We start from the raw sequence: 24,280 nt of genomic DNA on the forward strand, positions 1-24,280 counted from the left end.
GCGAGGCCGCCAGCACACAGAGGTGCAGGCGGCCCCGCCCGGATTATCGGCGTTCCGGCGACCGGGCGTGCGGCAGGGGGTGCCACCCGGGCGACGCGCTGTGGTGCGGCGCCGTGCCAGTCAGGCGACCTGGTACCTGCCGACTTCCAGGAAGTGGCGCAGTGCTTCGGGTGTGTTGTCGTCCAGGGCGGCGTTGGCTGCCGCGCGCAAGGCCGGGCTGATGGACGAATCAGCGAGGATGCGGGCGATGGCGACGCGGTCGTCCTCGGCCTGGGCGATGCGGTAGCCGGTCTCCAGCCAGGCGCGCATCGCGTCGGAGTCGTTGGCGTCCAGAAGGGCGTTGACCTCAGCGATGACGCGCCGGCCGCTGTCGGGGTCGGCGAGCAGACGCGTGATGGCGACGCGGTCGTCCTCGGCCTGGGCGATGCGGTAGCCGGTCTCCAGCCAGGCGCGCATCGCCTCGGGGTTGTTGGCGTCCAGGAGGGCGTTGGCTTCTCGTGTCACACGCCGGCCGCTGTCCGGGTCGGCGAGGATCCGGACTATGGCGACTCTCAGGTCGTCGGCGTCCGGCTCGTCTGCGGACGAGGACACCGCGGGCACCGTCACCACGGCCGGTGCCGCCGTGGCGGCGAAGGACGGGGTGGTGAGCAGGAGGGCCGGGGCAAGGATGCCCGCGGCGATGCCGGGCACTACGCGATGCAGTCGCAAGGGGAATGCTCCTCTTCGTTCGCTACAGAAGTGAGTTGAGGACGCCTCAGGGCGTTCACTTCGGTGATGCTGCCACCTGGTTCTGACAGTGGCAGTCGCCCCGCTGCGGTCGCAGGGCACCGTCGCCGCGGACGTGGCCGGTGTTTCATGGCGACGCACCTTCGAGAAGGGCGGCCTTGAGCGCGGCTCGTGGCGGCTGTCGGGGCGTGATCGGGCGAGACGATTCTTGGGGGCGGTCGTGGTGTGGTCCGAGCGTGTGGTGGTGCGCGACGGGGTTCGGCTTGTCTGCCGGGACCGGGGCGGGCCGGGGGAACCGGTCGTGCCGCTGCACGGCTTGGCCGGTCATGCGGGTGAGTGGTAGGTGGTGGCCTCACGGCTTATTGCCCGGTATCAGGTCGTCGCGGTGATCAGCGCGGGCACGGCGCGAGCGAGCGTCATCCGTACGCGCGGACATCCATCTCAACCTGCTCCAACTCGCTTGCAGCATAATCTGCTTGAGACGACTCCAAACTTCATTTTGAAACGATCAGTTAGTCGTGAAGCGCGGTCTCCCCGCCCCGCCCGGCCGCGTCCCCGTCGTGCTCCAGCGCCGCCTTGAGCCGCTCCAGCGTCGTGCGGATGTTGCCCCGCTGGAACTCCGCGAAGGTGTGGCCCCGCGTGGCCACACGGTCGAACGCGTCGGCGAGGAAATCGGGCCACGCCCGCCGGTTGTCCGTCCAGGTCTCCGTGACCCGGGTGAAGCCGTCGACCGCTTCGAAGCGGTACTCCCACAGGGCGATGGCCCCTGGCAGTCGGGGCCGCTTCGCCCCGATCGCGTGCACCCGGAACGCGAAGCGCTGACCCGGATCGGCTGCGGTCACCGTGCACCTCGTCGTCCAGCGGAAGGGACCGCGCTTGTTGCGGCCCTCGAAGACCATGCCCACATAAGTGGAACGGCGGTCGCCGAGCACCCGCGCGCCCTGGTTCTCCGGACTCCAGCGCCCCATCGAGGTGGGGTCGCTCACCTGCGCGTACACGGCCGAGGGAGTCGCCTCGACCAGGATGCTGTCCGACACGGACATGATGCGGGGCATAAGCAGAACTCCTTGTCCACGTACGGCCTGCCGCTCTGCGGAAGCCGGACGGATCAGGTGCGAAGGGCTGACGGTGCTGGTCCGCTGGACAGTGTGGCCTACACGCATCAGCGTCCCGGACGCCGGACCCGACAAGCTCCTCAGCGACTACGAGCACGGTGCCATCGAGCCGAAGTCGTACCGCGTCTTCTCCGTGGACTGCGCCACCCGGCACGGAGGAGGAACGCCGGTACTGCCGCACCGGCCCCCGCGGCCGACGATGCCAAGCGGCGGTGCGTGCTTGGGGCGAAGAACCCGCCATCCGAGGTGAAGGACCCGCAGGGCCGGCCGTGCGGCGGACGACTGCCGCGGGAGGAAGGGCATGACTTCGAGTGCGCTATGGCCGATGGAATCCGCGGCGTCGCCGCAGGCGTGTGGCGCAAGGACACCAGGGGGACGGATCATGAGCGCGTCTCCGGTCACACTGATCACCGGCGGCGGAAAAGGATCGACGCCGCAACGGCTCGCCAACCGCTGGACCGCGGCCACCGTCACGGGTGTGAGGACAGGTTGCGGGCTTCCGCCCAGGAACGTGGCACGTCCGAAGGCCTGTTGACGCTCACGGGGTACGCGCCCGGCGGCGATGCGGTGCGGTCCGCCCTCGGCACCACCGTAGAACGCTTCGGGAGGCCGGACGCGGTCGTCGCCGACGCGGGATCCGCCGCTCGGCGTCCCCGGGCCGCACCCCGCCCACCGCGCGGCCCCGGGACGCTGTCGGACGGTCAGGCGCGCCACTCCGCCGTACGTTCGGGTGATGCGTCTGCCAGTGCCTTCTCGATGGTCTCCGCGTCGCCCCGGTTCCCGTAGACCGGTGTGCCCGGCTGCTGGCGCCAGGAGTCGTCCAGTCCACCCGCGTCCACCGTGTCGAAGCCCAGCTCGTCGATGAGGGCCCGCACCGCCTGCTTGGCCGCCGGGTCGTCGCCGGCCACCGGGAGGGCCTGCCGGCCGGGGGCGCCCTGGGCGAGTCCCTTGTCGAGGATGTCCTGGGCGTACGTCCCGTTGAACGCCTTGACCACCGGGTGGCCGAGCTGCTGCTCGGTCCAGCGGCTCTCCGTCAGCCCGTCCTCGATGGCGCCGATCCGCCCGTCACGCTGCGGGTAGTAGTTGCCGGTATCGATGACGACGGCGCCCTCCGCCGCCTCCTCGAGGATTCCGGACGGCAGGTCCGGGACCGCCTTGAGGGGCACGGTCACCACGACGACACCGGCGCCGCGTGCCGCCTCGGCTGCCGTGACAGCGGTTGCTCCGGTCTCCTCGACGAGCGCCGTCAGAGTGTGGGGTCCGCGCGAATTGGCGACGGAGACGTCATGCCCCAGCGCGGTGAGGCGGCGGGTGAGATTGCCGCCGATGTTGCCCGCCCCGATGATGCCGATCTTCATGAATCCGACCTTCCGATGCCGAGTGCGTGAGGGTGAAAGAGTGTCGTCGAATCATGAACTCCGATCGGGAGCACACTATTCCGCTACTGCCGAATCGATTCTGCGGTAGCCCGGACGGATGAGAACCGCTGGGACGGGCACCTAGAGGGGGAGGCAAACGGAATCAGAGCGCCCCACTTGGAGGTGGTGCCCGTGCTGCACGGCGTCGATGTCAGCTCGCATCAGACGGACTTCGACACGGACGGTGTGGACTTCGTCCTCATCAAATCCACCGAAGGGCGTTCGTACGTCAATCCGAAACTCAAGGGCCAGGTCGGTCGTGCCAGGGACGCCGGGTGCCTGGTCGGCTTCTACCACTTCCTGTGGCCGGGGCACGCGAAGGAACAGGCGGCGTATTTCGTGGACAGCACCCCGGAGAAGGCGGGGGACCTCCTCGCCGCCGACTGGGAACAGACCGCCGAGGGTACGCGCGCGAGCAACGCGGACAAGGACCGCTTCATCCGCGAGGTGAAACGCCTGCGGCCCCACCATCGCGTCCTGCTCTACTGCAATCGCACCTTCTGGCTCGACCACGACACGTCCTCGTACGCGGGCGACGGACTCTGGATCGCCGACTACGTACCGGAGGGCCGACCGAGGGTCGAAGCCTCCTGGCGCATCCACCAGTACACCGACCGGCCGCTGGACAAGAACGTGGCCGACTTCTCCTCCCGGCAGGCGATGCGCGCCTGGGCCGAGGCCTGAGGGGCGCGTCAACACGGGCATCATCGCCATCGGCCAGTGGAGTGCCCTTTGCCAGCCACTGGTGCAGTGCTCACGGGGATGTACCGCGGTACCGCTGCGGAGGAGTCCATCCTGGTCGCCGAGTCCACAATCGGCCGTCGACCGAAGGAGTGCCGCAGTGACGACGAGGGGTGCCGCAGAATCGGTGGAAGCCGATGCCGCCTACCAGGACGAACTGCCCGTCCGGCCGCGGCAGCCGGGGAGAATGGTCGTCACGTGGCTGACCACCACCGACCACAAGACCATCGGAACGATGTACCTGGTCACCTCGTTCCTGTTCTTCCTCGTCGGCGGTGTGCTGGCACTGGTGATGCGTGCCGAGCTGGGCCGCCCCGGTAATCAGATCGTCTCGAACGAGCAGTTCAACCAGGCGTTCACGATGCACGGCACGATCATGCTGCTGATGTTCGCGACGCCGCTCTTCGCAGGTTTCGCCAACTGGATCATGCCGCTGCAGATCGGCGCGCCCGACGTGGCGTTCCCGCGACTGAACATGTTCGCGTACTGGCTGTACCTCTTCGGCTCGCTCATCGCGGTGTCCGGCTTCCTCACCCCGCAGGGTGCGGCCGACTTCGGCTGGTTCGCCTACTCCCCGCTCACCGACTCGATCCGCTCGCCCGGGGTCGGCGGCGACCTGTGGATCATGGGTCTGGCATTCTCCGGCTTCGGCACGATCCTCGGCTCGGTCAACTTCATCACCACGATCATCTGCATGCGTGCCCCCGGCATGACGATGTTCCGCATGCCGATCTTCACCTGGAACGTCCTGCTGACCGGTGTTCTCGTGCTGCTGGCCTTCCCGGTGCTGGCCGCGGCGCTTTTCGCGCTGGAAGTCGACCGAAAATTCGGCGCACACGTCTTCGACGCGTCCAATGGCGGCCCGCTTCTCTGGCAGCACCTCTTCTGGTTCTTCGGACACCCGGAGGTGTACATCATCGCCCTGCCGTTCTTCGGCATCGTCTCCGAGATCATTCCGGTTTTCAGCCGGAAGCCGATCTTCGGTTATGTCGGCCTGATCAGCGCGACGATCGCCATTGCCGGTCTTTCCGTGACTGTGTGGGCGCACCACATGTACGTCACCGGTGGTGTGCTGTTGCCGTTCTTCTCCTTCATGACATTCCTGATCGCGGTGCCGACCGGTGTGAAGTTCTTCAACTGGATCGGCACGATGTGGAAGGGGTCGTTGTCCTTCGAGACACCGATGCTCTGGTCGATCGGATTTCTCGTCACATTCCTCTTCGGTGGTCTGACCGGTGTCATCCTGGCCTCGCCGCCGCTGGACTTCCACGTCTCCGATTCGTACTTCGTCGTCGCGCACTTCCACTACGTCGTGTTCGGCACGGTGGTCTTCGCGATGTTCGCCGGATTCCACTTCTGGTGGCCGAAGTTCACCGGCAAGATGCTGGACGAGCGGCTCGGCAAGATGACGTTCTGGACGCTGTTCATCGGCTTCCACGGCACGTTCCTGGTGCAGCACTGGCTCGGTGCCGAGGGCATGCCGCGCCGGTACGCGGACTACCTCGCGGCCGACGGCTTCACCACGCTCAACACCGTCTCCACCGTCGCCTCCTTCCTGCTGGGCCTTTCGATGCTTCCCTTCCTCTACAACGTCTGGAAGACCGCCAAGTACGCAAAGCAGGTCGAGGTCGATGACCCGTGGGGATACGGCCGTTCGCTCGAATGGGCCACATCGTGCCCGCCGCCGCGCCACAACTTCCTCACGCTGCCGCGTATCCGCTCCGAGTCCCCGGCGTTCGACCTGCATTACCCCTCCATCCGCGCTCTCGAGGAGGAGACGAACCGTCCCGCCGACTCCGTCACCGTGGCACCCGGGGACAAACAGGAATGAGGCCGGCCCGGGACGACCGTCCATCGAGAGGAGGAGTGCGTGAAACCCGACAAGGAGAGCGCCGCCCGCGGCCTGGCACAGGTGGAGGGGTACCTGCTCTGGAACGCCGAGGTGGAGGAGGCCCGCCGCCGGGCCGTCCGTTTCACCGAACAGCTGCCCTGGCTCACCACCGCGCAACGTGAGAACGTCGAACGCGTCTACGTCACGGACCGGGTCGCGGCCTGCCGGGAGTCCCTCACCAAGGTCGCCGACCGGGCGGCCGAGCTCCGGGGCGAGTACACCGCGCGGTACGACCGGCTGAGAGCGCGCTGCGTGGCGGTGTCGGCGCTCACCGTCGGCGCGGTGAGCGGCACCTTCATGGCACTGGTCCTGCTCGGCCGGTGACGATCGGCCCCCGGGTGTCCGAAGCGGTGACCGGGCAGCCGGGGGATCGGACACCGGCCCGGGTCACAGGGCCGACATCTCCCGGCGCGGCCCCGTCCACGCCTGGTCGAGCTCGGACAGGTGTACGGCGAGCCGCTCGGCATGCGCAGACGGCAGTCGGTCGGCCCGGTGGCCCAGGTGCACGGCGCACGCGGTCGTGGTGTCGATGAGCCGCTCCACCGCACCCGCGACCCCGTCGGACCCCGCGGAATGCCGTGCCACCGGGGGCAGTTCGGCCGCTGTCAGATCGATGGCCGTACGCGCCGCGGCCAACGACCTGTAGGCGTCACGCCGCAGCGCGCCCCGCCCGGCGTGGTCCTCCGGAGCGTCCAGGACGTGGCCGAGATAGCGATGGGCCGCACCCACCGCCGTGTCCAGAGCGGCCCGTACGGTGTGCCCTCGCCGGCCGGGCAGCGGAAGATGACCGACGAGCAGCACCGTCCCGCACGCCAGCAGGGATTCCACGACCCGCCCCCAAGCGGCGGGAGGTTCTCCGCCCAGCAGGACGAGGGACAGCACGAGCACGGTGACGACCGCCGTCTGCACCGCGAAGTGGCGGGTGGCGACCGGCAGGAGCGCACCGCAGAGCGCGACCGCACCGACGAGCGGGTACGGGCCGGACAGCACACCGGACAGCAGCAGCGCCGACAGACCGAAGACCGCGGCACCCGCGACCGTGCCCACGGCCCGGCACAGGACCCGGGAGACCAGCGGTCCCAGATCCGGCTTGACGAGGAACACGGTGGTGGCGGGCAGCCAGTACCAGTGCTCGTGATGCAGCCACTGCGCGACGACCGTACTCGTCGCGCAGCACACCGCCACCCGCAGGCCGTACTCGCGGCCCGCGGCACTCCACGCCCGTTTCGGGGCCGAGCCTTCAGGGCGCCCCTTCGCCGTACCCGGGGACGACCCTTCAGGCCGGTCGAAGACCGCCGCGGCCCGCAGCAGAGCGTCGTCGAGAGCGCGCAGTCCGGCATCCGTCCGTGCCGGGGCGGGCAGCGGACCGCAGGACCCGCCCGTACGCACCGCGTCCGCCAGCCTGCGGGGACCCGCCACGAGACGGGCGGGCAGCGGCACACCTGCCCAGGCCAGCGCGGTCGCCGCCTCGACCAGTGGGAAGGCCGCCGCGTACAGGGCGTGCAGCCGGCGCTCGGCGGCCGAACCCGACCGGCTGCGCAGCCGCGGCCCGGCCAGTGCGTCCTGCGCCTGGTCGAGGGCGGCGCTGAGGGCCGCCCTGCTGTCCAGGGCCCGCGGTCCGCCTGTCGCCCGCAGCAGCCGTGACACTGACTCGTACACGGCGGCCACCGCCTCCCGCTCCCCGTCCAGGCGGTACGGGCCGTTCCCCGGGCGGCCGGGGGACGGGAGCACCAGCCGCAGCAGCAGGAGCCAGCCCGCACCGGCCAGGAACAGCAACGCGCGGGCCGGGCCGGGCTCCGGCAACGGCATACCGGCCCCGATCACCGCCGCGACCAGCACCTGCGTCCCACACGAGGAGGCCACCGGCCCCGTCGAGCTGAAGGCTCCGGCGACCAGCCCCAGGACCCCGAACACCAACGGCAGCACGACGAGGGACCGGCCACCGCCCGCGGCAGCCGCGATCATCGTGCCGAGCAGCAGCCCCGCCGAGCCGGCCAGCGCCGGAACGCCCAGCCGGGTGACCGCGGCACGCCTGCTGCCGGGCCGGTCGTTGATCCCGGCCAGCATCGCGCCCAGTGCGACAGGCACTCCGGCGGTCGGCCGTTCGGCGAGCACCGCGAGGAGCAGCGGCAGCGAGGCCAGCGCCCCCCGCATCACCGCATGCCACGGAACCGGCCCGCGCTGGGCCCGCAGCACATGACCGAGCCACGGGGGGAGGGGAGGAGGACTGGACGCAATAGCGGGTGTGAACACCGGGCTCCTGTCCGCGCGGGGATAGCGTCATATCGCCGGCGGACGCCTTCGGCCTGGGCGTGACCCCCAGCCTAGATCCCTCACGTGGAGAGGGTGCTACCTGATCATTTCCGCGGTGTGACGGCGCGCGGGACCGACGCGGTCCCGCGCGTCGTCACAGCGCCGTGCCGAAGTTCTGCGTCCAGACGGGGCCGCCCGACGACTCCTGCCGGCCGACGCCGATCTCCTTGAACGCGCAGTTGAGTATGTTCGCCTTGTGGCCGGGGCTGTTCATCCACGCCTCCATCACCGCGGCCGCGGTGGGCTGCCCCTTCGCGATGTTCTCGCCGTACGTGCTCCAGCGGTACCCGGCGGAGGTGATGCGCGCGCCGGGGTCCGTACCGTCCGGCGACGTGTGCGAGAAGTAGTCGCGCTCCACCATGTCCGCGGAATGACGCGATGCGGCCGTCGCGAGTCGGTCGTTGGTGCTCACCGCGCCGCAGCCCTCCTTCGCCCGCTCCGCGTTGACCAGGTTCATGACCTCCTCCGCATCCGAGTCGGAGGTCGGCTTCGCGGGCTCCGGCGGCGGCGCGGCGGACGGCTTCGAGGACGAAGTGCGCGGACTGGGGACAGCCTCGGGGGTTGGGGAAGCGGTCTTGGCCTTGGTCCTGGACGGTGAGGGAGAGGCGGATGCCGACGAGGGCGAGGGCGAGGGCGAGGGCGAGGGTGATGGTGAAGCGGCCGGCGGCGCCGACGTGGTATCCGGGGCCGACGGTCCCGACAGGGGCGCGACCGCCGTCGATGGCCCCTCGTCCCCGTCATCCGTGTAGAGGTGGACCGCGGCGCCACCGCTCCCCAGCGCCGCGACCGCCACCAGTCCCGCCACCACGATGGTGCGGCGGCGGCGCCTGACCTCGTCCCGGCGTCGGTCGGCGCGTCCGGGACCCGACAGCCGTGTGACCCCGGTGCGTACGGCGCCGGTGGAGAGGATGTCCGCCGGACCGCCGGCGGCGGACGCCGCCGGGGGGACCAGCACCAGGCCCACCAGCAGACCCTCCGCCGGGACCAGGCCGGACCCGTGCCCCGAGCAGACCGTGCAGTCCCGCGCGTGCCTGGCCAGACGCTTGCGCCAGAGAGCCGACGGCGCACCGTCCCACTGGGCGGTGAGGTCCTCCAGCAGGATGCAGCGCGGCCGTGCGGCCAGCGCCCGTACCACCAGTCTGGCCGCCTCGAGCTGCGCCTTCATCCGCTGCACACGGACCGCGGTGTGCTGCGGCGACAGTTCGAGCGCGCCGGCGACCTCGCTCCGGGACAGTTCACCGGCCGTCTCCAGCCACCACAGGGACAGCAGCGCCCGGTCGTCCTCGTCCAGCCACCGGGTGGCCTCGGCGGCCTCGCGGCGCTGCCCCGTCAGGCCGAGGCGGACGATCGTCAGCTCCACGAAGTCCGACGCGGGATCGACGACGTCGTATGCGACCTCCATCGGGTCGGCGGATATCTCCCCGGTCCTGCGCGTACGCCAGTGACCGCGTATCTCGTTCATGGTGATGGCCACGAACCAGGACCGGAAGCTCCCGGGGGAGCGCAAGGAGGGCAGGCCGCGAAGCATGCGCAGCACACTGTCCTGCACCACGTCGTCGACGTCCGCGTGACCGTTCAGCGCACGGCCGACGATGTTGTAGACCAGAGGCAGATACGACGCGACGAGCTGGTCCTGCGCCTGCTTGTCCCCCTTCTGCGCCGCCTTGATCAACGCCGACTCGCGTGCCTCGCCCATACAGTGCTCACTCTTCCGGGGTCCTGTTCCGTCACTTCCCACACTCGGGAGACGCTGTGCGGCGGGGACGATAACAGGAATCCGGCCACGCGGTCGCCCGCCCCTCACGTATCCGGGCATACCGCGCGCCGGGCCCCAGCACTGTCACGGGGCCCGGCACGTGAGGTCGGCGGGTACGGCGGCACCGTCGCCGCCTTCGGGTCAGTGACGCCGAGGACTGTCGGGGCCCTGATCCTCGCCGAGCTGCTGCCGCAGCTTCTCCTGGCCGGTGTCGACGTGTTTGCTGTACTTGCCCTGAGTCCGGTCGTCGATCATGTCGCCGGCTTTGTCGATGCCCTTCCCGGCCTGGTCCTCGTGCCCCTTGAGCATCTTCTTGATCTTGTCCAACGCGGACATGGTTTCCCTCCTGGACTCGGCGTCCCCCGCCCGTCCAGGGTCACCGCTGATGGCCCCGCCCGCATCCGCGAGTGATCGCGACGCAGGTCCGCGCGGCCCCGGAGGTGTGAAGGCCGTGTGGATGGGCAGATACCGGTTGACCAGGAGGAGGTGGTGGCCGTGGGCCGCATCCAGATCGTCCGCCGTCCGCAGCCCCCCACGGGGCCGCCCCCGCTGGACCTGCGCACCCCGTCCGGACGGACCCTCCCGTACTGACCTCCGGCCGATCCCCGTGGCGGTCTCGTCGTCCCGCGCGGTGAGCGCGGAGTGGTGAGGTTTCTGCCATGACAGATCCCCGACAACCACCGGCAGCAGACCGGCTGCAGACCGACCGGCCGCACTCCGCCCGTGTCTGGAACTACCTCCTCGGAGGCAAGGACCACTACCCGGCCGATGCCGCGGCGGGCGAGATGATCCTGAAGACGTTCCCCGACATCGCGGGTATCGCGCGCGATCAACGGGCCTTCCTGGCCCGTGCCGTCCGCTTCCTGACCGGCGAAGCGGGGATCCGGCAGTTCCTCGACATCGGTACGGGCCTGCCCACGGCGAACAACACACACGAGGTCGCCCAGTGGTCGGCCCCCGAATCCAGGGTCGTGTACGTCGACAACGATCCGCTCGTGCTGACCCATGCCCGCGCGCTGCTGACGAGCACGCCCGAGGGCGCCTGTGCCTATGTCGACGCGGATGTGCGTGACACCGGCCGCGTCCTCGACGAGGCCGCCCGCACCATCGATCTCACCCGGCCCGTCGGTCTGACCCTGCTGGGCATCATGGGCCAGCTCCCCGACGAGGAGGACCCGTGGGACCTGGTCCGACGACTGCTGGCAGCTCTCCCCTCCGGCAGCTATCTGGCGCTCGCCGACGGCACCGACACCAGCGAGACCATGACCCGGGCCATCGACGCGTACAACGCCAGTTCTGTCAGCTCGTACCATCTGCGTAGCCCGGCGCGGATCGCCGAGTTCTTCGACGGGCTGGACGTGGTCGCGCCCGGCGTCGTCAGGATCGCGGCCTGGCGCCCCGAGCCCGGCCGCGACGGCGAGCACCTTCCGCCCGGCCACGCGGTCAGCGGCGTGGGACGCAAGCCCTGAGACGGGGCAGGGCCCGAATCGACACGCACGGCCCCGCCGGGAGCGGACAGGCGGAGCGTAAGCTCCTGAGGCATGATCGATCATTCGGCGCCGGCCCCGTCCGCGCGACAGACGAACTGGGCGGGCAACGTCACCTTCGGGGCCCGCAGGCTCCACACACCCACCTCGGTGGCAGAGCTCCGGGCCGTCGTCGCCGCGGGGACGGCGGTACGGGCGCTGGGCACCGGCCACTCCTTCAACACCGTGGCCGACACCCGGGGTGACCTGATATCGGTCGCGGGGCTGCCCCGCACCATCGAGATCGACAGGCAGGCCAGGACGGCCACGGTGAGCGCAGGGCTGCGCTTCGGCGAGCTCACCGGCACCCTGCACCGCAGTGGACTGGCGCTCCACAACCTGGGCTCACTGCCCCACATCTCACTCGCCGGCGCCTGCGCCACCGGTACCCACGGGTCGGGCGTCGCCAACCGCTCCCTCGCGGGTGCCGTCCGCGCCCTGGAGTTCGTCACCGCCGACGGCGCGATCCTCGTACTGGAGCGCGGCGACGCGGACTTCCCCGGGGCCGTGGTCTCCCTGGGCGCACTGGGAGTGGTGACCCGCCTGACCCTGGACCTCGTGCCCGCTTTCGACGTGCAGCAGTGGGTGTACGAGGGGCTGCCCCAGGAACAGCTGCTCGGCCGCTTCGACGAGGTGATGTCCGCGGCGTACAGCGTGAGCCTGTTCACTGCCTGGCGCGGTGGCCCGGTCGATCAGGTGTGGCTGAAGCAGCGGGTCGGCCAGGAGGGGCCCCGCATCGCGCCGTCCCGGTGGCTCGGCGCCACGCTCGCGGACAGGCCGAGGCATCCCGTCCCCGGGATGCCGGCCGAGCACACCACGCAGCAGCAGGGGGTCCCCGGCCCCTGGCACGCCCGGCTGCCCCACTTCCGGCTCGAGTTCACCCCGAGCAACGGCGACGAACTGCAGTCGGAGTACTTCGTGGCCCGGCACGACGCCGTGGCGGCCTACGAGGCCCTCGACCGGATCAAGGAGCGCATCGCGCCACTCCTGCAGATCGGCGAGATCCGTACGGTGGCCGGCGACAACCTGTGGCTCAGCCCGGCCCAGGGCACGGACGCGGTGGCCTTCCACTTCACGTGGGTGCCCGACACAGCCGCAGTCCTACCCGTCCTGGGGGCGATCGAGGAAGCGCTGGCACCGTTCGGCGCCCGGCCCCACTGGGGCAAGGTCTTCACCACCCCGTCCGGCACTCTGCGCGGCCTGTACCGCCACTACGCCGATTTCGAGCGCCTGACCGCCCGTCTCGACCCCACCGGAACGTTCCGCAACGCCTTCCTGCAGCAGCACTTCCCCCGGGCCGCCGACGGCCCCGACGCCGAGCGCACCGGCTGAGCGGCCGCAGGGCCCGTCAGGCCGATCCGTGCCCGTTCCTGAGCTCCGCGGCCCGGTCCTTCCTCGTCTGGAGCGGTGCGAGCTCCTCCACCAGGGCGGCGAGCTCGTCGCACGCCAGCTCCGTCTCGTAGCGGATGTTGTTGTGCTCGGCGACGATCGCAGCCAGCAGGAGCGCGGTGAGGGCCACACAGCCGTTGAGGACACAGAGGTTGAGCATGACCTCGAGCACGGAGTGGTCGGCGAACGGGCCCACCCCGTCGGTTCCGGCGACGATCGCCATGACGGACATCAGGAGCGCGCAGGGGGCGCTGCCGGCCAGCTGGAAGCGGAGGGCGGCCCAGATGAGCACCGGGAAGAGGACGTAGATCATCGACAGCGTGCTGCGGGTCGCGACGACCGTCACTCCCACGGTGACGACGGCCAGCGCTGCCGCCTCCACCCACGGGTCGCTCAGCCGGGGCATCCTGGCCCTGCGCAGGGCCAGCAGCAACGGGGTGACCATGAGCACCCCCATGGCGTCCCCAGCCCACCAGGCGGACCAGACCGACCAGAACTTCGACACGGGGAGGTCGCCGGTCAGCATCAGGACGCCGGTGCCGCAGGTCGCACTGAGAAGCATGCCGCCCAAGGCGCCCAGGAAGACCAGGGCGACACCGTCGCGCAGACGGTCCAGCTCACTGCGGAACCCCACCGCGCGCAGCGCGAGGTAGGAGCACAGCGGGGCCAGTGTGCTTCCTGTGGCGATGCCTAGGCCGGAAAGGGTCAGACCGCCACTGATAGAGATGACCGTGAGCAGGGCCCCGAGCGCGATCCCCGGCCAGACCCGGAGCCCGAGGTACAGCAGGGACGCCACGGCGATTCCCGTGGGCGGCCAGAGCGGGCTGACGACAGAACCCTCCACGCTCACCTGTCTGAGGAGGCCGACCCGGCCGGACGCGTAGTAGGCGGCGGCGATGCCCAGAATCTGCAGTACGGCCACGGTCCGACGTCTGGCTTCCTCGCTTCGGATCACGCGCCTCATCAGACACCGCGCATGACGGCGGGCGGCCGTGACACGCGCGGCGGGTCCTCACGTCACCTGCGGTCCGGTGGGGACGGCGCCGTGGCGCAGAACGAGTACCGCCGCATCGTCCTCGTGACCGGTGAGCGCCGCGGCCTTGAGCACGGTCTCCGCCAGGTCCGCGGCCGGGTCGCCGGAGTGCGAGCTCACCAGACGCCTGATCAGCTCCAGCCCCTCGTTGATCGGCAGTGAGGGCCCCTCGATGACCCCGTCGGTGAGCAGGACGAACGCACCGTCGGCATCCAGGGTGCGCCGGGTGACGGGGTAGTGCTGGCGGGCTTCGATGCCCAGCGGAAGGCCGCCGGCGTCCGCCGTGATGCCCGACCCCCCGTCGGCGGTGGCCCAGACGGACGCGACATGACCGGCGCGGGCGCTCTCCAGCTCCCGGGTCACCGGATCCAGCCGGAAGAACGAGCAGGTGGCGAAAAGGCTCGGGCCCATCGAAAGGATCAGGTCGTTCGTGCGGCCCATGACCTCGCCTGGATCGACAGCCGTACTCGCGATGGCCCGCATGGCGATCCGGATCTGCCCCATGTAGGCGGCGGCCTCCACGTCATGGCCCTGGACATCGCCTATCGCCAGTGCCAGGGAGCCGTCCGGCAGCAGGAACCCGTCGTACCAGTCGCCGCCGATGTCCAGCCCGTTACGGGCCGGCGCGTAGCAGGCCGCGGTGTCGAGCCCGGGAAAGGAGGGAAGAGTGGCCGGAAGCATGTTGCGCTGCAGGGCCTGGGCCAGTTCCACCCGGGCCTGATGCAGCTCCACTTCCTGCCGGGCCCGGGCCGTCAGGTGCTGCAGAGTACTGAGCAGGTCCTCGGCGCTCGCTGATCGGGGAGTTCGACGCCGGTTCATGGGCTGCTCCGCGGTACGTAAGTCCCTGCATCCTAATTCGCCGGAGACACTCCTGCGAGTGCTGCGGCGCCGGGGCCCACCCAGCCGGACCTGCCGCGGATTCCGCCGGCCCCGGGCGGGATCTCGTCAGCCGGTTCGGCCGGCCCGGCTCAGGGAGTCCGTGAGCCGGGCGAGGGTCTCCTGCAGCGCGAGGACCTCCTGCACCGACAGACCCGTGGCTCCGAGGATCGTGCGGGGGACGGAGAGGGCGCGCTCACGCAGCCCGGTTCCGGCCTCCGTGAGGTGAACGATGACCGACCGCTCGTCCTCGGGGCTCCGCTCACGCCTGACGAGCCCGGCCGACTCGAGCCGCTTGAGCAGGGGGGACAGCGTCCCCGAGTCGAGGTGCAGCCGCTCCCCGATGGTCTTGACGGGCAGCGGGCCGTGCTCCCACAGGACCATCATCGCGAGGTACTGGGGATAGGTGAGTCCGAGCTCCTTGAGCGCGTCCCGGTAGACGCCTCCGAAGGCGCGGGAGGCTGCCTGGAGGGAGAAGCAGACCTGGTGGTCCAGCCGGAGAAGCTCGGCGTCCGGCAGACCGGGATCGGATGGTGGCGGTGAGGTCATGGATCCAGAGTAACCTGCCGTCCGTAATTGAGTTGTGCGCAATTAAGTTATGTGCAATCCTTTTGGCGGTGGCCGACTCGCGGTCGCCGTCGAACGAGAGAAGGTCACTCCATGGACGCGCTGTACACCGCTGCCGCCACCGCGAACGGCCGTGAAGGCCGGGCAGTGAGTTCGGACGGCCGGATCGACCTCGCGCTCGCCCTGCCGCCGGCCCTCGGGGGCAACGGCGAGGGCACCAACCCCGAGCAGCTGTTCGCTGCCGGATACGCCGCCTGCTTCGCCAGCGCGATGAGCTCGGTCGCCCGTGAGATGAAGGTCGACACCAAGGACGTCTCCGTGACGGCCGAGGTCTCGATCGGCAAGGACGACACGGGCTTCGGCCTCGCGGTCGTCATGCGCGTGGAGCTGCCGGACGTGCTGGAGGGGGAGACCGGCCGTCGGCTGGTCGAGGCGACGCACGCCTACTGCCCCTACTCCAAGGCCACGCGCGGCAACATCGACGTCGAGCTCGTCATCGAGTAGTCACCCGAGTCCCCCACCCCCGCGCGGGGGTGGGGGACTCGTCGTCGGGCAGGGGAGACAGGAGTCGAACCTGCGGCATCCGGTTTTGGAGACCGGCGCTCTGGCCTCTGAGCTACACCCCTCCGGTGCGCTCTAAGTCTGGCAGCCGCGCAGGGTGCGGACAACGGGATTTCCTCCGGATCCGGTCCGCTTCCCGGTCTGCCCCGCGGTGATCCGCGGGGACCGCGTACACTCGGCTCCCGTTTCCGCTGATTGGCGGGCATACCCGATCGATAGGCAGTTTGACGTGAGTTTCGCAGACAGATCCGACGCACCGATCTACGCCGGCCTCGTGGAGGAACAGGGAGATGTCCCGGCAGAGGTGCGCCGGGTGGCCGAGCAGACTCTGCTGGAGGTGGACCGCGCACTCGACTTCAGCTCGGTGCACGCTCCGGCGTCCTTCCGGTAGGTCCCTGCCGCAGGGCTGCGCCGGGCCCTTCATCCGATCCCGGCCCAGCCCTGCAGCAGCGACCCCAGGGAGGCCCTCGCCGGGGCCGTTGCGGGGCGAGCGCGTCAGCCGCGTACGTGCACCGCGTGCCCGCTCCGGCGTGCGGCGCCGTGGTGGCGGAGGGTGGCCCGGTCCCGGTGGGCGGAACCGGGCTTCTGGTCGGGGAGATCACTTGCTAGGTTGCGGATGCCGCCGCCGGGTGGGCGGCGCACCGATCTCACTTCCGCGTTCCTCACCGTTCGGAGCATTGCGTGACCATCAGCCTGCACGGCTCAGCGACCGTCCTGTTCCAGGGGGACAGCATCACCGACGCTGGCCGGCTGTCGGACCCGGACAGCCCTCTGGGCAACGGGTACGCCCGTATGGCGGCCGACCGTGTGCGCGCCGCGCGAGGCGACAGCGGCATCACGTTCCTCAACCGGGGGATCAGCGGAAACCGTGCGGCGGACCTGCGTGCCCGGTGGCGCGAGGACGCCGTCGACCTCGAGCCGGACGTGGTGTCCGTCATGATCGGTGTGAACGACACCTGGCGCCGCTACGACTCCGGGGACATCACCTCGCTGCAGTCCTACGAAGACGACTACCGCGCCGTCCTCACCCAGATCCGGGACGGGCTGGACACCCAGCTGATCCTGATCGAGCCCTTCCTCGTCCCGGTGACGGACGAGCAGTGGGCATGGCGCGAGGACCTCGACCCCAGGATCCGAACGGTCCGCCGACTGGCCGAGGAGTTCGACGCGGCCCTGCTGGCCGCGGACGGGCTGCTCAACCAGGCCGCCCGTACGGCGGGAGGGGCCGAGCACATCGCGGGGGACGGGGTCCACCCGACCCCGCTGGGCCACACCGTGCTCGCAGAGGCATGGACGGAACTGGTCGGACTGTAGCGGCTGCGGCGCGGGCGGCGTCGTAGCCGACGACGGAACCCCTCAGGCGACGGGAATCCTGGCCCAGACCGTCTTGCCGGAAGGTGTGGGCCGGGACCAACCCCAGGAACTGCTCAACGCGTTGATGATGCGAAGACCCCGGCCGCGCTCCAAGGAGTCGTCGGCCCGGCGCAGCACGGGTACGTCGGGGCTCGGGTCGTTCACCGCGCAGACCAGCGTGCTGTCCTGCCGCGCCAGGCCGAGCCACGCCGTGGCCCGGACAGCGGGGCGGACGGTGAGCGGCAGCGCGTGACAGACGGCGTTGCTCACCAGCTCGCCCGCCACCAGGCCGACCTCGTCCGTGCCGGACCGCAGCCCCCACCGCTCCAGCGCCTCACGGACGAACGCCCTTGCCTGCTGCAGGCTTTCGGCATCGGCGGCGAGGCTGTGCGTCATGAACCCCGGCGCACCCACGCCGAGGTCCCGCGCCCAGTCCACGTGCGGGGATCCGCTGTTTTCGGCCAGATGAGGTGGGTGGGCCGCCGCTCCGTGACGGGGCGCGTTCTCCGCGTACATGAGCGCTGATCACCCTCCGGTGAATGCCGGTTCGTTGTGCCGTGGGGGCCGGACGCCCACTAGTATCCCTGCCGTCCGCGCTTCCGTGCAATTGCACCCGGAATTGCACCCCGGGGTGTGAGCAGGGGACATCTGTTCACCCGGTGCGGACCCTGGCGCGGTGCCAGGAACAACTGCCGTAAAGGAATGGACCGCATGCAGCACATAGACAACGGCGTCCCGGCCGGCTCCCTCACCGGCGTGACGTGGAAGAAGAGCCATCACAGCAACCCCAGTGGAAACTGCGTCGAGATGGCGCTGCTTCCGGGTGGCGACGTGGCCGTCCGCAACTCCAGGCACCCCGACGGACCTGCTCTGGTGTACACCGAGGCCGAGGTGCGTGCGTTCCTGGCGGGCGTGAGGGACGGTGACTTCGACGGCATGGTCGGCTGAAAGCGCCGGGCTCTTCGCTCCGGCCCGCCCCGGCGCGGGCTCCTGATGGCACACTGGCGTCCAGCCGCCCGCCCTCAGGAGCCCGCATGCCCGGCATCGAACCGCTTCAGCCGTCTCGGAAGTCGACACTCGCTCCGGCCGCAGGGTCAAGTCCCACCGCGCTGCGCCTGGTTCTGGGTGCGCAGCTGCGGCGGATGCGCGGCGAGGCGGGCATCACCTCCGACAGCGCCGCCGCCCGGATCCGCTGCTCCACCGCGAAGATCAGCCGGATGGAGACGGGCCACTCGCCGTGCAAGGAACGCGACGCAGCCGATCTGCTCAAGCTCTACGGCGTCACCGACCCCGACAGGACCGCCGAGTTCGTGGACCTGGTGCGCAGGGCCGGAGAACGCGGCTGGTGGCGGTACTACGCGGACGTGCTGCCGGACTGGTTCGAGCCCCTCGTGGGCCTCGAAGAGGCAGCCGCCTCCATCCGGACCTACGAGAGCCACTACATTCCGGGGCTGCTCCAGACCGCCGACTACGCCCACGCCGTCGTGCGCTCCGGGCATCACCTGGAGCCGGAGGAGACCACCCGGCGGCGCGTGGAACTACGGCTGAGAAGGCAGCAGTTGCTGCGCCGCCAGGACGCACCCAAACTGTGGGTGCTCCTGGACGAGGCCGTACTGATGCGGCCGACGGGCGGTGCGCGGGTGATGCGGGAGCAGCTCATCCACCTTCTGGCGATGACCGAGCTGCCCCATGTCGTCGTCCAGGTCGCGCCCTTCGAGGTGACCGCGCGTACGTCCCCGGGCAACGGCATCACGTATCTGCGGTTCGCGATGGCCGGGCTTCCTGACGTCGCCTACATCGAGCACCTGACCAATGCCACGTCCGTGAACAAACAGGAGAGCACGGACGAGTACCGGTGGATCCTGGACTCCCTCAGCGCCCAGTCCCCGAGCCCGGTGGAGAGCAGAAGCCTGCTGATACAGGCGCTCGAGCGCTACACCTGACCGGGGCGGGGACCGGCGCGTCGATCAGATCACCCCTTGCGGCCCACGCCGCCGAACTCGATCCACTCCCGGGTCGCCTGCTTCGGCGCGAGATCCGAGTCGGGCCACCAGGTGGACACCTCCACCAGGCCGGGAGCCAGGACCTCGAGGCCCTCCAGGAAGACGCCCACGTCCTCCTGGCGGCGCACCCGCCCCCACTGGTCGCCGGTGCTCTTCGCCATGAAGTCCGTGACGAAGTCGCGGGTGGCGGCGTCCTCGCTGACGAGCTGGCACACCACCAGGAAACTGCCCGGAGCCAGGCGGTCGGCGACCCGGCGGACCAGGCCCGCGGGATCGTCCTTGTCCGGGATGCAGTGCAGTACGGACACGAACAGCGCGGCCACCGGCTCGTCGAAGTCGATCAACCGGACCACTTCGGGGTGCCCGAGGATGCCTTCGGTGTCACGCATGTCGGCCTGGATGACCGCTGTCCTGTCGTTCTCCTCGAGTATCGCCTTGCCGTGCGCCAGGACGATGGGGTCGTTGTCGATGTAGACGACGCGGGCGGCCGGATCCACGAGCTGGGCGACCTCGTGGACGTTGTCCTGGGTCGGCAGGCCGGATCCGTGGTCGATGAACTGGCGGATCCCGTACTCCGACGCCAGGTGGTGCACGACGCGCCGCAGGAACAACCGGTTGTTCACCGCCAGGACCTTGGTGCTCGGCACGTGCTCCAGCAACTGCTCGCACGCGACCCGGTCCGAGGGGTAGTTGTCCTTGCCCCCCAGGAAGTAGTCGTACATACGTGCGACGCTCGGCACGTTCACATCGATGTTCTTCGGAATGGAGGTGTCCCCGTTGCTCATCCAGCCCCTCGCCAGTTCCAGGAGAAGTAGTTCGTATGCGTGAGGGGCCATGCTAGGGATCTCGCCGAAGGGCTGACAGTCCTCGGGGGAGTGAGGCGGGGTGTACGGCGGTGAACCGGCCAGTCGCGGAGGCGGCGGTGCGGCGGCTGCACGCGAATTCGCCGCCCGGGACAGGTCGGACGCGAGTGATCCGAGGCGATGAAGCCTCATATCACGGTGCTGAAAGGTGATTTGCGGAGAATCTGCGGATCGCTGCGCAGGGTCCGGGGCTGTGGACGAGGTGCCGCACCAATGCGGCCGGAAATCGTCGTGCGGAGAAGGTGGACAACGCCGGGCGCCCGCGAGGGGCAGGTGCCACCGCGCCGGACGATCGTGGCTCGAGCCCGGAGGTCTATCGTGGACGCATGTCCGCCCCTGAGCTGATCCGCATCGTGTCCCGCGACTCACCCATGGCCCTGGCCCAGGTGGAACGCGTCCGGGCCGAACTGGCCTCCCTCCACCCCGGCACCGTCACCGAGGTCGTCCCCGTCAGGACGACGGGCGACAAGTGGATGGGAGACCTCTCACAGGTCGACGGCAAGGGGGCGTTCACCAAGGAGGTCGACGCCGCCCTGCTCGCGGGCGAGGCTGACCTCGCCGTGCACTGCGTCAAGGACATCCCCGCCGACCGGCCCCTGCCCGCGGGCACGACCTTCGCCGCCTTCCTCGAGCGTGACGACATCCGCGACGCCCTCGTGCACCCGGGCGGACTCACCCTCGACCAGCTCCCGGCCGGCACAAGGGTCGGCACCTCCTCCGTGCGCCGCGCGGCCCAACTCGCGGCATCCCACCCGCACGTGGACTGCGTTCCCTTCCGGGGCAACGCCAACCGGCGCCTCGCCAAGCTCGCGGCCGGTGAGGCCGACGCCCTGCTCCTGGCCGTCTCGGGCCTCCGCCGCATCGGCCGGGGCGACGTGATCAGCGACATCCTCTCGCCGGAGACCATGTGCCCCCCGATCGGAGCGGGGGTCCTCGCCCTGCAGTGCCGTGAGGACGACACCGCCACCATCGACGCCGTCGGCGCCCTCAACCACCCCGACACCTACCGGGAGACGACGGCGGAGCGCATGTTCCTCCACGTCCTCCAGGGCCACTGCAACTCGCCGATCGCCGGCTACGCCACGGCCCACCGCAACGGGGATCTCTCGCTGCGCGCCCGTGTGTTCACTCCCGACGGCAAGACTGTGCTGAACGCCCACGAATGGGCTGGCCCGCTCGACCCCGCCACCCTCGGCACCTCCGTGGCCGTGACCCTGCTGCGCCAAGGAGCGCGCGAGCTCATCGACAGCATCGCCCACTGACCGACGCCGCCCCACCGCGGGCCGGCCCCGTTCGCCGTACAACCCTTTCGGCCCACGCGCGGTCCAACAGGATGCCAGGAGGGAACGGGCCCCTCCCGGACATCCCCGGACCGACCCGACGCGTACGACCGCAACGGCGCTCCCAGCAGTGACCGCTGCGCGCACGTACGGCGAGTCACTCGGCGTGCCGGCACTCGACGCGGGGTGCGGGGGCTTCGTCGGACGAGCAGCCCGGCAGTCGCGGTCCGGCGGAAACCCCATGTCCGCCGGGCCGCGCACCGACTCGTCCCGGAGCAGTACCGGCTGCGGCGAGGAAGCGTCCGGGAGCAGGGACGTCACCGCGACGAGGCCGCCAGGATCGACAGCCGACGACCGTCACACGGAGCTCTGGCGCGGCGGGCCGGCGAGCTTGCGCGCTCCGATCTTCATCACCTGCACCTGCATCTGCCGGGCGACGAGCTTGGGGTCCACGTCCGGCCCCGTCACCACGGCGAGGTACGCGCCAACAGCACTGCGCATGAACAGGAAACCGCCGTTGAACTCCACCATCTGCTGGTGCACGGCACCGCCGTCCTCCCCGAACTCCCGCCCCAGGCCACGGCCGAGCGACTGAAGACTCGAACAGCTCGCCGACAGCCGGTCGGCGGAGTCACGCTCCATGCCGTCCGACTTGGCCAGCAGGAGGCCATCGGTACTGAAGACGATCGCCAGCCGCACGCCGGGCACTGTGGCGACCTCGGAGGTCATCCAGTCGCGCTGCTCCGGGTTCTCCGCGTCATTCATGCTCACATCTTTCCTTCCGGGGAATGGGGGAGGGGCCGTAACGAGGACCGTACGGGGTGCGCTCCGAGGGTACGGACCCGGTCGGCGCTGTCCCGGTCGCAGGGGCCGCGGCTACCGCCGGAAGCGCGCTGCGACCGCCCTCGAAGAACTGCTCCATCCAGTCGCCGGCGTCCTCCGGTGAGCCGGGCGGAGTGGCAGCGGTCGGTGCCTCCTCCACAGCGGGAGCGAGTCCGTCGTGCCGCGATCGACGCCGGGGCAGCCCACGGTGCTGTTCGGCGGCGGGCGGGTGAGGCTCGGGCGGCGGGCCATGCCGGGCCCCGGCCGCCGGGTCCTGCACGGGAACGCTGTGATCGGGGGCGGCCAGTGCGGCCCCGGAGGAGGCCGCACCGGCCGGCGGGTCCTGCCGCTGTCGACCCGGCCGCTCCCCGCGCAGCACCCGCGGGCTCGGGGTGCGCCCGGCCGACCGGGGCGCGGCGTGGCCCCCCTGTGCCATGGCCTCGAACACGTCCGCGTCACCGGGGTGACGTGCCGCCACACCCGTGACCGTCGCCGGCACCCCTCGCACCCAGGCGTGAACCCGGCTCCCAGGTTCCGCCGGGGCGACGCGTCGCGACTCCGCGCGGTCGTCGATCACCTCGGAGGCCTGCGCGAGCAACTGGTCGAGCCACTTGGAGACTCCCGCACCGGGCGGCCGGCCGCTCTCAGGAGAAGGAACCTCACGCCTGCCGCGAACCGGAAGCCACTCCGTCACGAGGAACCCCACCCCTTGAAGTGCCGCAACGGATTGCGTACGCACATGGGTGTGGGCGACGTGCGGCCTCCGCCCCACGCTCACGATTCCGGGCCCGTGGGCGCGAAGCCACGCCTGCCCGCGCTGCCCGTGCAGAGGGGCGAGGCAGCCGAAGACGGCAGGGAAAGCGACGCCGAAGGCCGGGTCCGCGGCGGTGACGGGCACCACGATCGCCGCGAATGCGCGGGACGCGGGATCAGGGGCCACGGCGTGCAGGGCGCCGCCCCCTCGGAGTTCAGCGAACGCGGGGAACGGACCATGGAGAACCTTAGGATCGGCGCTGAGCCGATGTCCGGTGGCCGCGAGGCGTAGGACATCACGAGATGTGCGTGGGAGGGCCCGGTGAGCGGGGACACGGGCGTGCGCCGACTCGGAGGCACCATAGGCATCGCCCGGGTTCGTCGTCTCAAGGGAGGAACCACTCCTGCACCAGAGGTTGTTCGAAGATCGTATCTCCGATTCACCCAAGCGGAAGCGTGCTGCGGTGTGAACCCCCCTTCCTCGATTGCTGCTTGCTGATGCCGAACCACAGGTCACCGGCCACGGGATCCCGATCGGGCGAGGTGGGGACGGGGAAGGACGGACGAAAGGGAACCGGCCCGCGTCTCACTCGGTGGCGAAGTGCCGTCCGATGGTCATCTTGACGGGGGCCAATACCAGCCAGGACCACATGGCGGCGACGGGGGAGACGAAAGCGATCGGAATCGTCGCCCCGAACACCAGGATGGTCGCACTCAGATCCGCGACGATGTTCCGGCCGGCACGCCCGGCGAGGGGATGGTCCGCGACCAACTGCTCCCGGACCGACAGGAACAGGGCGAGCTGCAGCACGTCGACCACGGCGATGGTCAGTGCGTAGAAGGCCACGGCCAGAGGGCGGGAGGCATATTCGGAAAGCATCGCGGTGGGGAAGGGGACCAGAGCGATGACCCCGAGTCCTGCGAGCGTGAGGCGCTCGGACAGCGCGTCCACCCGCTGGATCATGTGCAGGATCCGCCGGTGGTCTCGCCAGAAACCGGCCAGAATGGTGAAGCTCAGAGCATAGGCACCGAGCTTGGGCAGCCAATCACCCACAGCCCCGCGGAAGCCGTCGACACCCAATCCGGTCGGTACATGGATGTCAAGGACCAGCAAGGTCATCGCGATGGCAAAGATCCCGTCGGACAGTGCGATCAGCCGATCGGGGCTCTTCTCTTCCGTTCTGACTCTGCTCACACGACACAGAGTGGTCGGGCGGGAGCGCGCGGTCTCGGATTGAGCCGACTGCGGGCAAGCCCCGCCACGCCCGCCCGCCCCGCAGTCCCCCCGAACGGC

The 24,280-nt window shown here is 70.3% G+C and carries 25 protein-coding genes, 1 tRNA gene and 2 pseudogenes; 13 read left to right on the forward strand and 15 right to left on the reverse strand.

Going from position 1 to position 24,280, the window contains the following annotated elements:
• Positions 1–120 precede the first annotated feature (120 nt).
• The gene (locus OG927_RS32335) at positions 121–708 is read right to left on the reverse strand and encodes an ALF repeat-containing protein (protein ID WP_330321240.1); all 588 of its coding nucleotides are present in this window, start codon (positions 706–708) and stop codon (positions 121–123) included.
• Positions 709–946: 238 nt separating this feature from the next.
• Between OG927_RS32335 and OG927_RS32340 the strand changes: the two are divergent.
• Positions 947–1,149 (forward strand): annotated as a pseudogene (locus tag OG927_RS32340) (alpha/beta fold hydrolase); the annotation flags it as partial.
• An 89-nt stretch (positions 1,150–1,238) separates the two neighbouring features.
• On the opposite strand, the gene OG927_RS32345 reads toward OG927_RS32340, so the two are convergent.
• Together OG927_RS32345 and OG927_RS32350 are read right to left on the reverse strand one after the other, a co-directional pair.
• The gene (locus OG927_RS32345) at positions 1,239–1,781 is read right to left on the reverse strand and encodes an SRPBCC family protein (RefSeq protein WP_124280167.1); all 543 of its coding nucleotides are present in this window, start codon (positions 1,779–1,781) and stop codon (positions 1,239–1,241) included.
• A gap of 761 nt (positions 1,782–2,542) precedes the next feature.
• Positions 2,543–3,217: pseudogene (locus OG927_RS32350) on the reverse strand (NADPH-dependent F420 reductase); the annotation flags it as partial.
• A gap of 174 nt (positions 3,218–3,391) precedes the next feature.
• On the opposite strand from OG927_RS32350, the gene OG927_RS32355 reads away from it, so the two are divergent.
• The 3 genes from OG927_RS32355 (at position 3,392) to OG927_RS32365 (ending at position 6,215) form a co-directional block, all read left to right on the forward strand.
• On the forward strand, positions 3,392–3,943 hold the full coding sequence (locus tag OG927_RS32355; protein WP_056789136.1) for a GH25 family lysozyme: 552 nt from the start codon (positions 3,392–3,394) through the stop codon (positions 3,941–3,943).
• A gap of 157 nt (positions 3,944–4,100) precedes the next feature.
• Positions 4,101–5,831, forward strand: a complete 1,731-nt coding sequence (ctaD, locus tag OG927_RS32360; protein WP_209471602.1) for an aa3-type cytochrome oxidase subunit I — start codon at positions 4,101–4,103, stop codon at positions 5,829–5,831.
• 39 nt (positions 5,832–5,870) lie between these two features.
• Entirely contained in the window at positions 5,871–6,215 is a 345-nt protein-coding gene (locus tag OG927_RS32365) for a hypothetical protein (protein WP_056788832.1), read from the forward strand.
• 63 nt (positions 6,216–6,278) lie between these two features.
• Here OG927_RS32365 and OG927_RS32370 read toward each other — a convergent pair whose 3' ends face one another.
• The 3 genes from OG927_RS32370 to OG927_RS32380 form a co-directional block, all read right to left on the reverse strand.
• Positions 6,279–8,045 (reverse strand): FUSC family protein, encoded by a 1,767-nt coding sequence (locus OG927_RS32370; protein ID WP_330321241.1) that lies wholly within the window; start codon positions 8,043–8,045, stop codon positions 6,279–6,281.
• Between the two features lie 253 nt (positions 8,046–8,298).
• Complete coding sequence (locus tag OG927_RS32375; RefSeq protein ID WP_330321242.1) at positions 8,299–9,900, reverse strand: sigma-70 family RNA polymerase sigma factor; 1,602 nt, start codon at positions 9,898–9,900, stop codon at positions 8,299–8,301.
• A 201-nt stretch (positions 9,901–10,101) separates the two neighbouring features.
• Complete coding sequence (locus tag OG927_RS32380; RefSeq protein ID WP_056788841.1) at positions 10,102–10,296, reverse strand: antitoxin; 195 nt, start codon at positions 10,294–10,296, stop codon at positions 10,102–10,104.
• A 117-nt stretch (positions 10,297–10,413) separates the two neighbouring features.
• Here OG927_RS32380 and OG927_RS32385 point away from each other — a divergent pair, with 117 nt between their 5' ends.
• The 3 genes from OG927_RS32385 to OG927_RS32395 all read left to right on the forward strand — a co-directional run bounded on the left by OG927_RS32385 (position 10,414) and on the right by OG927_RS32395 (position 12,818).
• Entirely contained in the window at positions 10,414–10,551 is a 138-nt protein-coding gene (locus OG927_RS32385; protein ID WP_330321243.1) for a hypothetical protein, read from the forward strand.
• 68 nt (positions 10,552–10,619) lie between these two features.
• The gene (locus OG927_RS32390; protein ID WP_056788844.1) at positions 10,620–11,429 is read left to right on the forward strand and encodes an SAM-dependent methyltransferase; all 810 of its coding nucleotides are present in this window, start codon (positions 10,620–10,622) and stop codon (positions 11,427–11,429) included.
• Between the two features lie 72 nt (positions 11,430–11,501).
• A complete protein-coding gene (locus tag OG927_RS32395; protein ID WP_330321244.1) occupies positions 11,502–12,818 on the forward strand; it encodes an FAD-binding protein in 1,317 nt (438 codons plus the stop codon).
• Positions 12,819–12,834: 16 nt separating this feature from the next.
• On the opposite strand, the gene OG927_RS32400 is transcribed toward OG927_RS32395, so the two are convergent.
• The 3 genes from OG927_RS32400 to OG927_RS32410 form a co-directional block, all read right to left on the reverse strand.
• Complete coding sequence (locus tag OG927_RS32400; RefSeq protein ID WP_056788851.1) at positions 12,835–13,830, reverse strand: MASE1 domain-containing protein; 996 nt, start codon at positions 13,828–13,830, stop codon at positions 12,835–12,837.
• 57 nt (positions 13,831–13,887) lie between these two features.
• A complete protein-coding gene (locus OG927_RS32405; RefSeq protein ID WP_056788855.1) occupies positions 13,888–14,727 on the reverse strand; it encodes a PP2C family protein-serine/threonine phosphatase in 840 nt (279 codons plus the stop codon).
• A 126-nt stretch (positions 14,728–14,853) separates the two neighbouring features.
• Entirely contained in the window at positions 14,854–15,333 is a 480-nt protein-coding gene (locus tag OG927_RS32410) for a MarR family winged helix-turn-helix transcriptional regulator (protein ID WP_124280163.1), read from the reverse strand.
• Positions 15,334–15,444: 111 nt separating this feature from the next.
• On the opposite strand from OG927_RS32410, the gene OG927_RS32415 reads away from it, so the two are divergent.
• Positions 15,445–15,855, forward strand: coding sequence for an organic hydroperoxide resistance protein (locus OG927_RS32415; RefSeq protein WP_330321245.1), 411 nt, complete (start codon positions 15,445–15,447; stop codon positions 15,853–15,855).
• A gap of 49 nt (positions 15,856–15,904) precedes the next feature.
• Here OG927_RS32415 and OG927_RS32420 read toward each other — a convergent pair.
• Positions 15,905–15,977: transfer RNA gene (locus OG927_RS32420), tRNA-Trp, on the reverse strand.
• A 164-nt stretch (positions 15,978–16,141) separates the two neighbouring features.
• Between OG927_RS32420 and OG927_RS32425 the strand changes: the two genes are divergently transcribed.
• Complete coding sequence (locus tag OG927_RS32425) at positions 16,142–16,303, forward strand: hypothetical protein (protein WP_157866813.1); 162 nt, start codon at positions 16,142–16,144, stop codon at positions 16,301–16,303.
• A gap of 104 nt (positions 16,304–16,407) precedes the next feature.
• On the opposite strand, the gene OG927_RS32430 is transcribed toward OG927_RS32425, so the two are convergent.
• The gene (locus tag OG927_RS32430; protein WP_330321246.1) at positions 16,408–16,563 is read right to left on the reverse strand and encodes a hypothetical protein; all 156 of its coding nucleotides are present in this window, start codon (positions 16,561–16,563) and stop codon (positions 16,408–16,410) included.
• Between the two features lie 30 nt (positions 16,564–16,593).
• On the opposite strand from OG927_RS32430, the gene OG927_RS32435 reads away from it, so the two are divergent.
• Positions 16,594–17,226: an SGNH/GDSL hydrolase family protein gene (locus tag OG927_RS32435; protein ID WP_209471598.1), complete on the forward strand. Its 633-nt coding sequence runs from the start codon at positions 16,594–16,596 to the stop codon at positions 17,224–17,226.
• 42 nt (positions 17,227–17,268) lie between these two features.
• Here the strand turns inward: OG927_RS32435 and OG927_RS32440 are convergent, their stop codons facing one another.
• A complete protein-coding gene (locus tag OG927_RS32440; protein WP_124280161.1) occupies positions 17,269–17,781 on the reverse strand; it encodes an ATP-binding protein in 513 nt (170 codons plus the stop codon).
• Between the two features lie 195 nt (positions 17,782–17,976).
• On the opposite strand from OG927_RS32440, the gene OG927_RS32445 reads away from it, so the two are divergent.
• Together OG927_RS32445 and OG927_RS32450 are read left to right on the forward strand one after the other, a co-directional pair.
• Entirely contained in the window at positions 17,977–18,213 is a 237-nt protein-coding gene (locus OG927_RS32445) for a DUF397 domain-containing protein (protein ID WP_056789138.1), read from the forward strand.
• An 86-nt stretch (positions 18,214–18,299) separates the two neighbouring features.
• On the forward strand, positions 18,300–19,208 hold the full coding sequence (locus tag OG927_RS32450) for a helix-turn-helix domain-containing protein (RefSeq protein ID WP_330321247.1): 909 nt from the start codon (positions 18,300–18,302) through the stop codon (positions 19,206–19,208).
• A gap of 29 nt (positions 19,209–19,237) precedes the next feature.
• Here the strand turns inward: OG927_RS32450 and OG927_RS32455 are convergent, their stop codons facing one another.
• On the reverse strand, positions 19,238–20,053 hold the full coding sequence (locus OG927_RS32455) for an SAM-dependent methyltransferase (protein WP_056788878.1): 816 nt from the start codon (positions 20,051–20,053) through the stop codon (positions 19,238–19,240).
• A gap of 404 nt (positions 20,054–20,457) precedes the next feature.
• Here OG927_RS32455 and hemC point away from each other — a divergent pair, with 404 nt between their 5' ends.
• A complete protein-coding gene (gene hemC / locus OG927_RS32460) occupies positions 20,458–21,393 on the forward strand; it encodes a hydroxymethylbilane synthase (protein WP_330321248.1) in 936 nt (311 codons plus the stop codon).
• Positions 21,394–21,768: 375 nt separating this feature from the next.
• Here hemC and OG927_RS32465 read toward each other — a convergent pair whose 3' ends face one another.
• Positions 21,769–22,176, reverse strand: a complete 408-nt coding sequence (locus OG927_RS32465; protein ID WP_056788884.1) for a roadblock/LC7 domain-containing protein — start codon at positions 22,174–22,176, stop codon at positions 21,769–21,771.
• A 1,396-nt stretch (positions 22,177–23,572) separates the two neighbouring features.
• Positions 23,573–24,190: a TMEM175 family protein gene (locus tag OG927_RS32470; protein WP_056789140.1), complete on the reverse strand. Its 618-nt coding sequence runs from the start codon at positions 24,188–24,190 to the stop codon at positions 23,573–23,575.
• Between the last annotated feature and the right edge of the window lie 90 nt (positions 24,191–24,280).

The organism is Streptomyces clavifer, from assembly GCF_036345975.1.
GTDB lineage: Bacteria > Actinomycetota > Actinomycetes > Streptomycetales > Streptomycetaceae > Streptomyces > Streptomyces clavifer.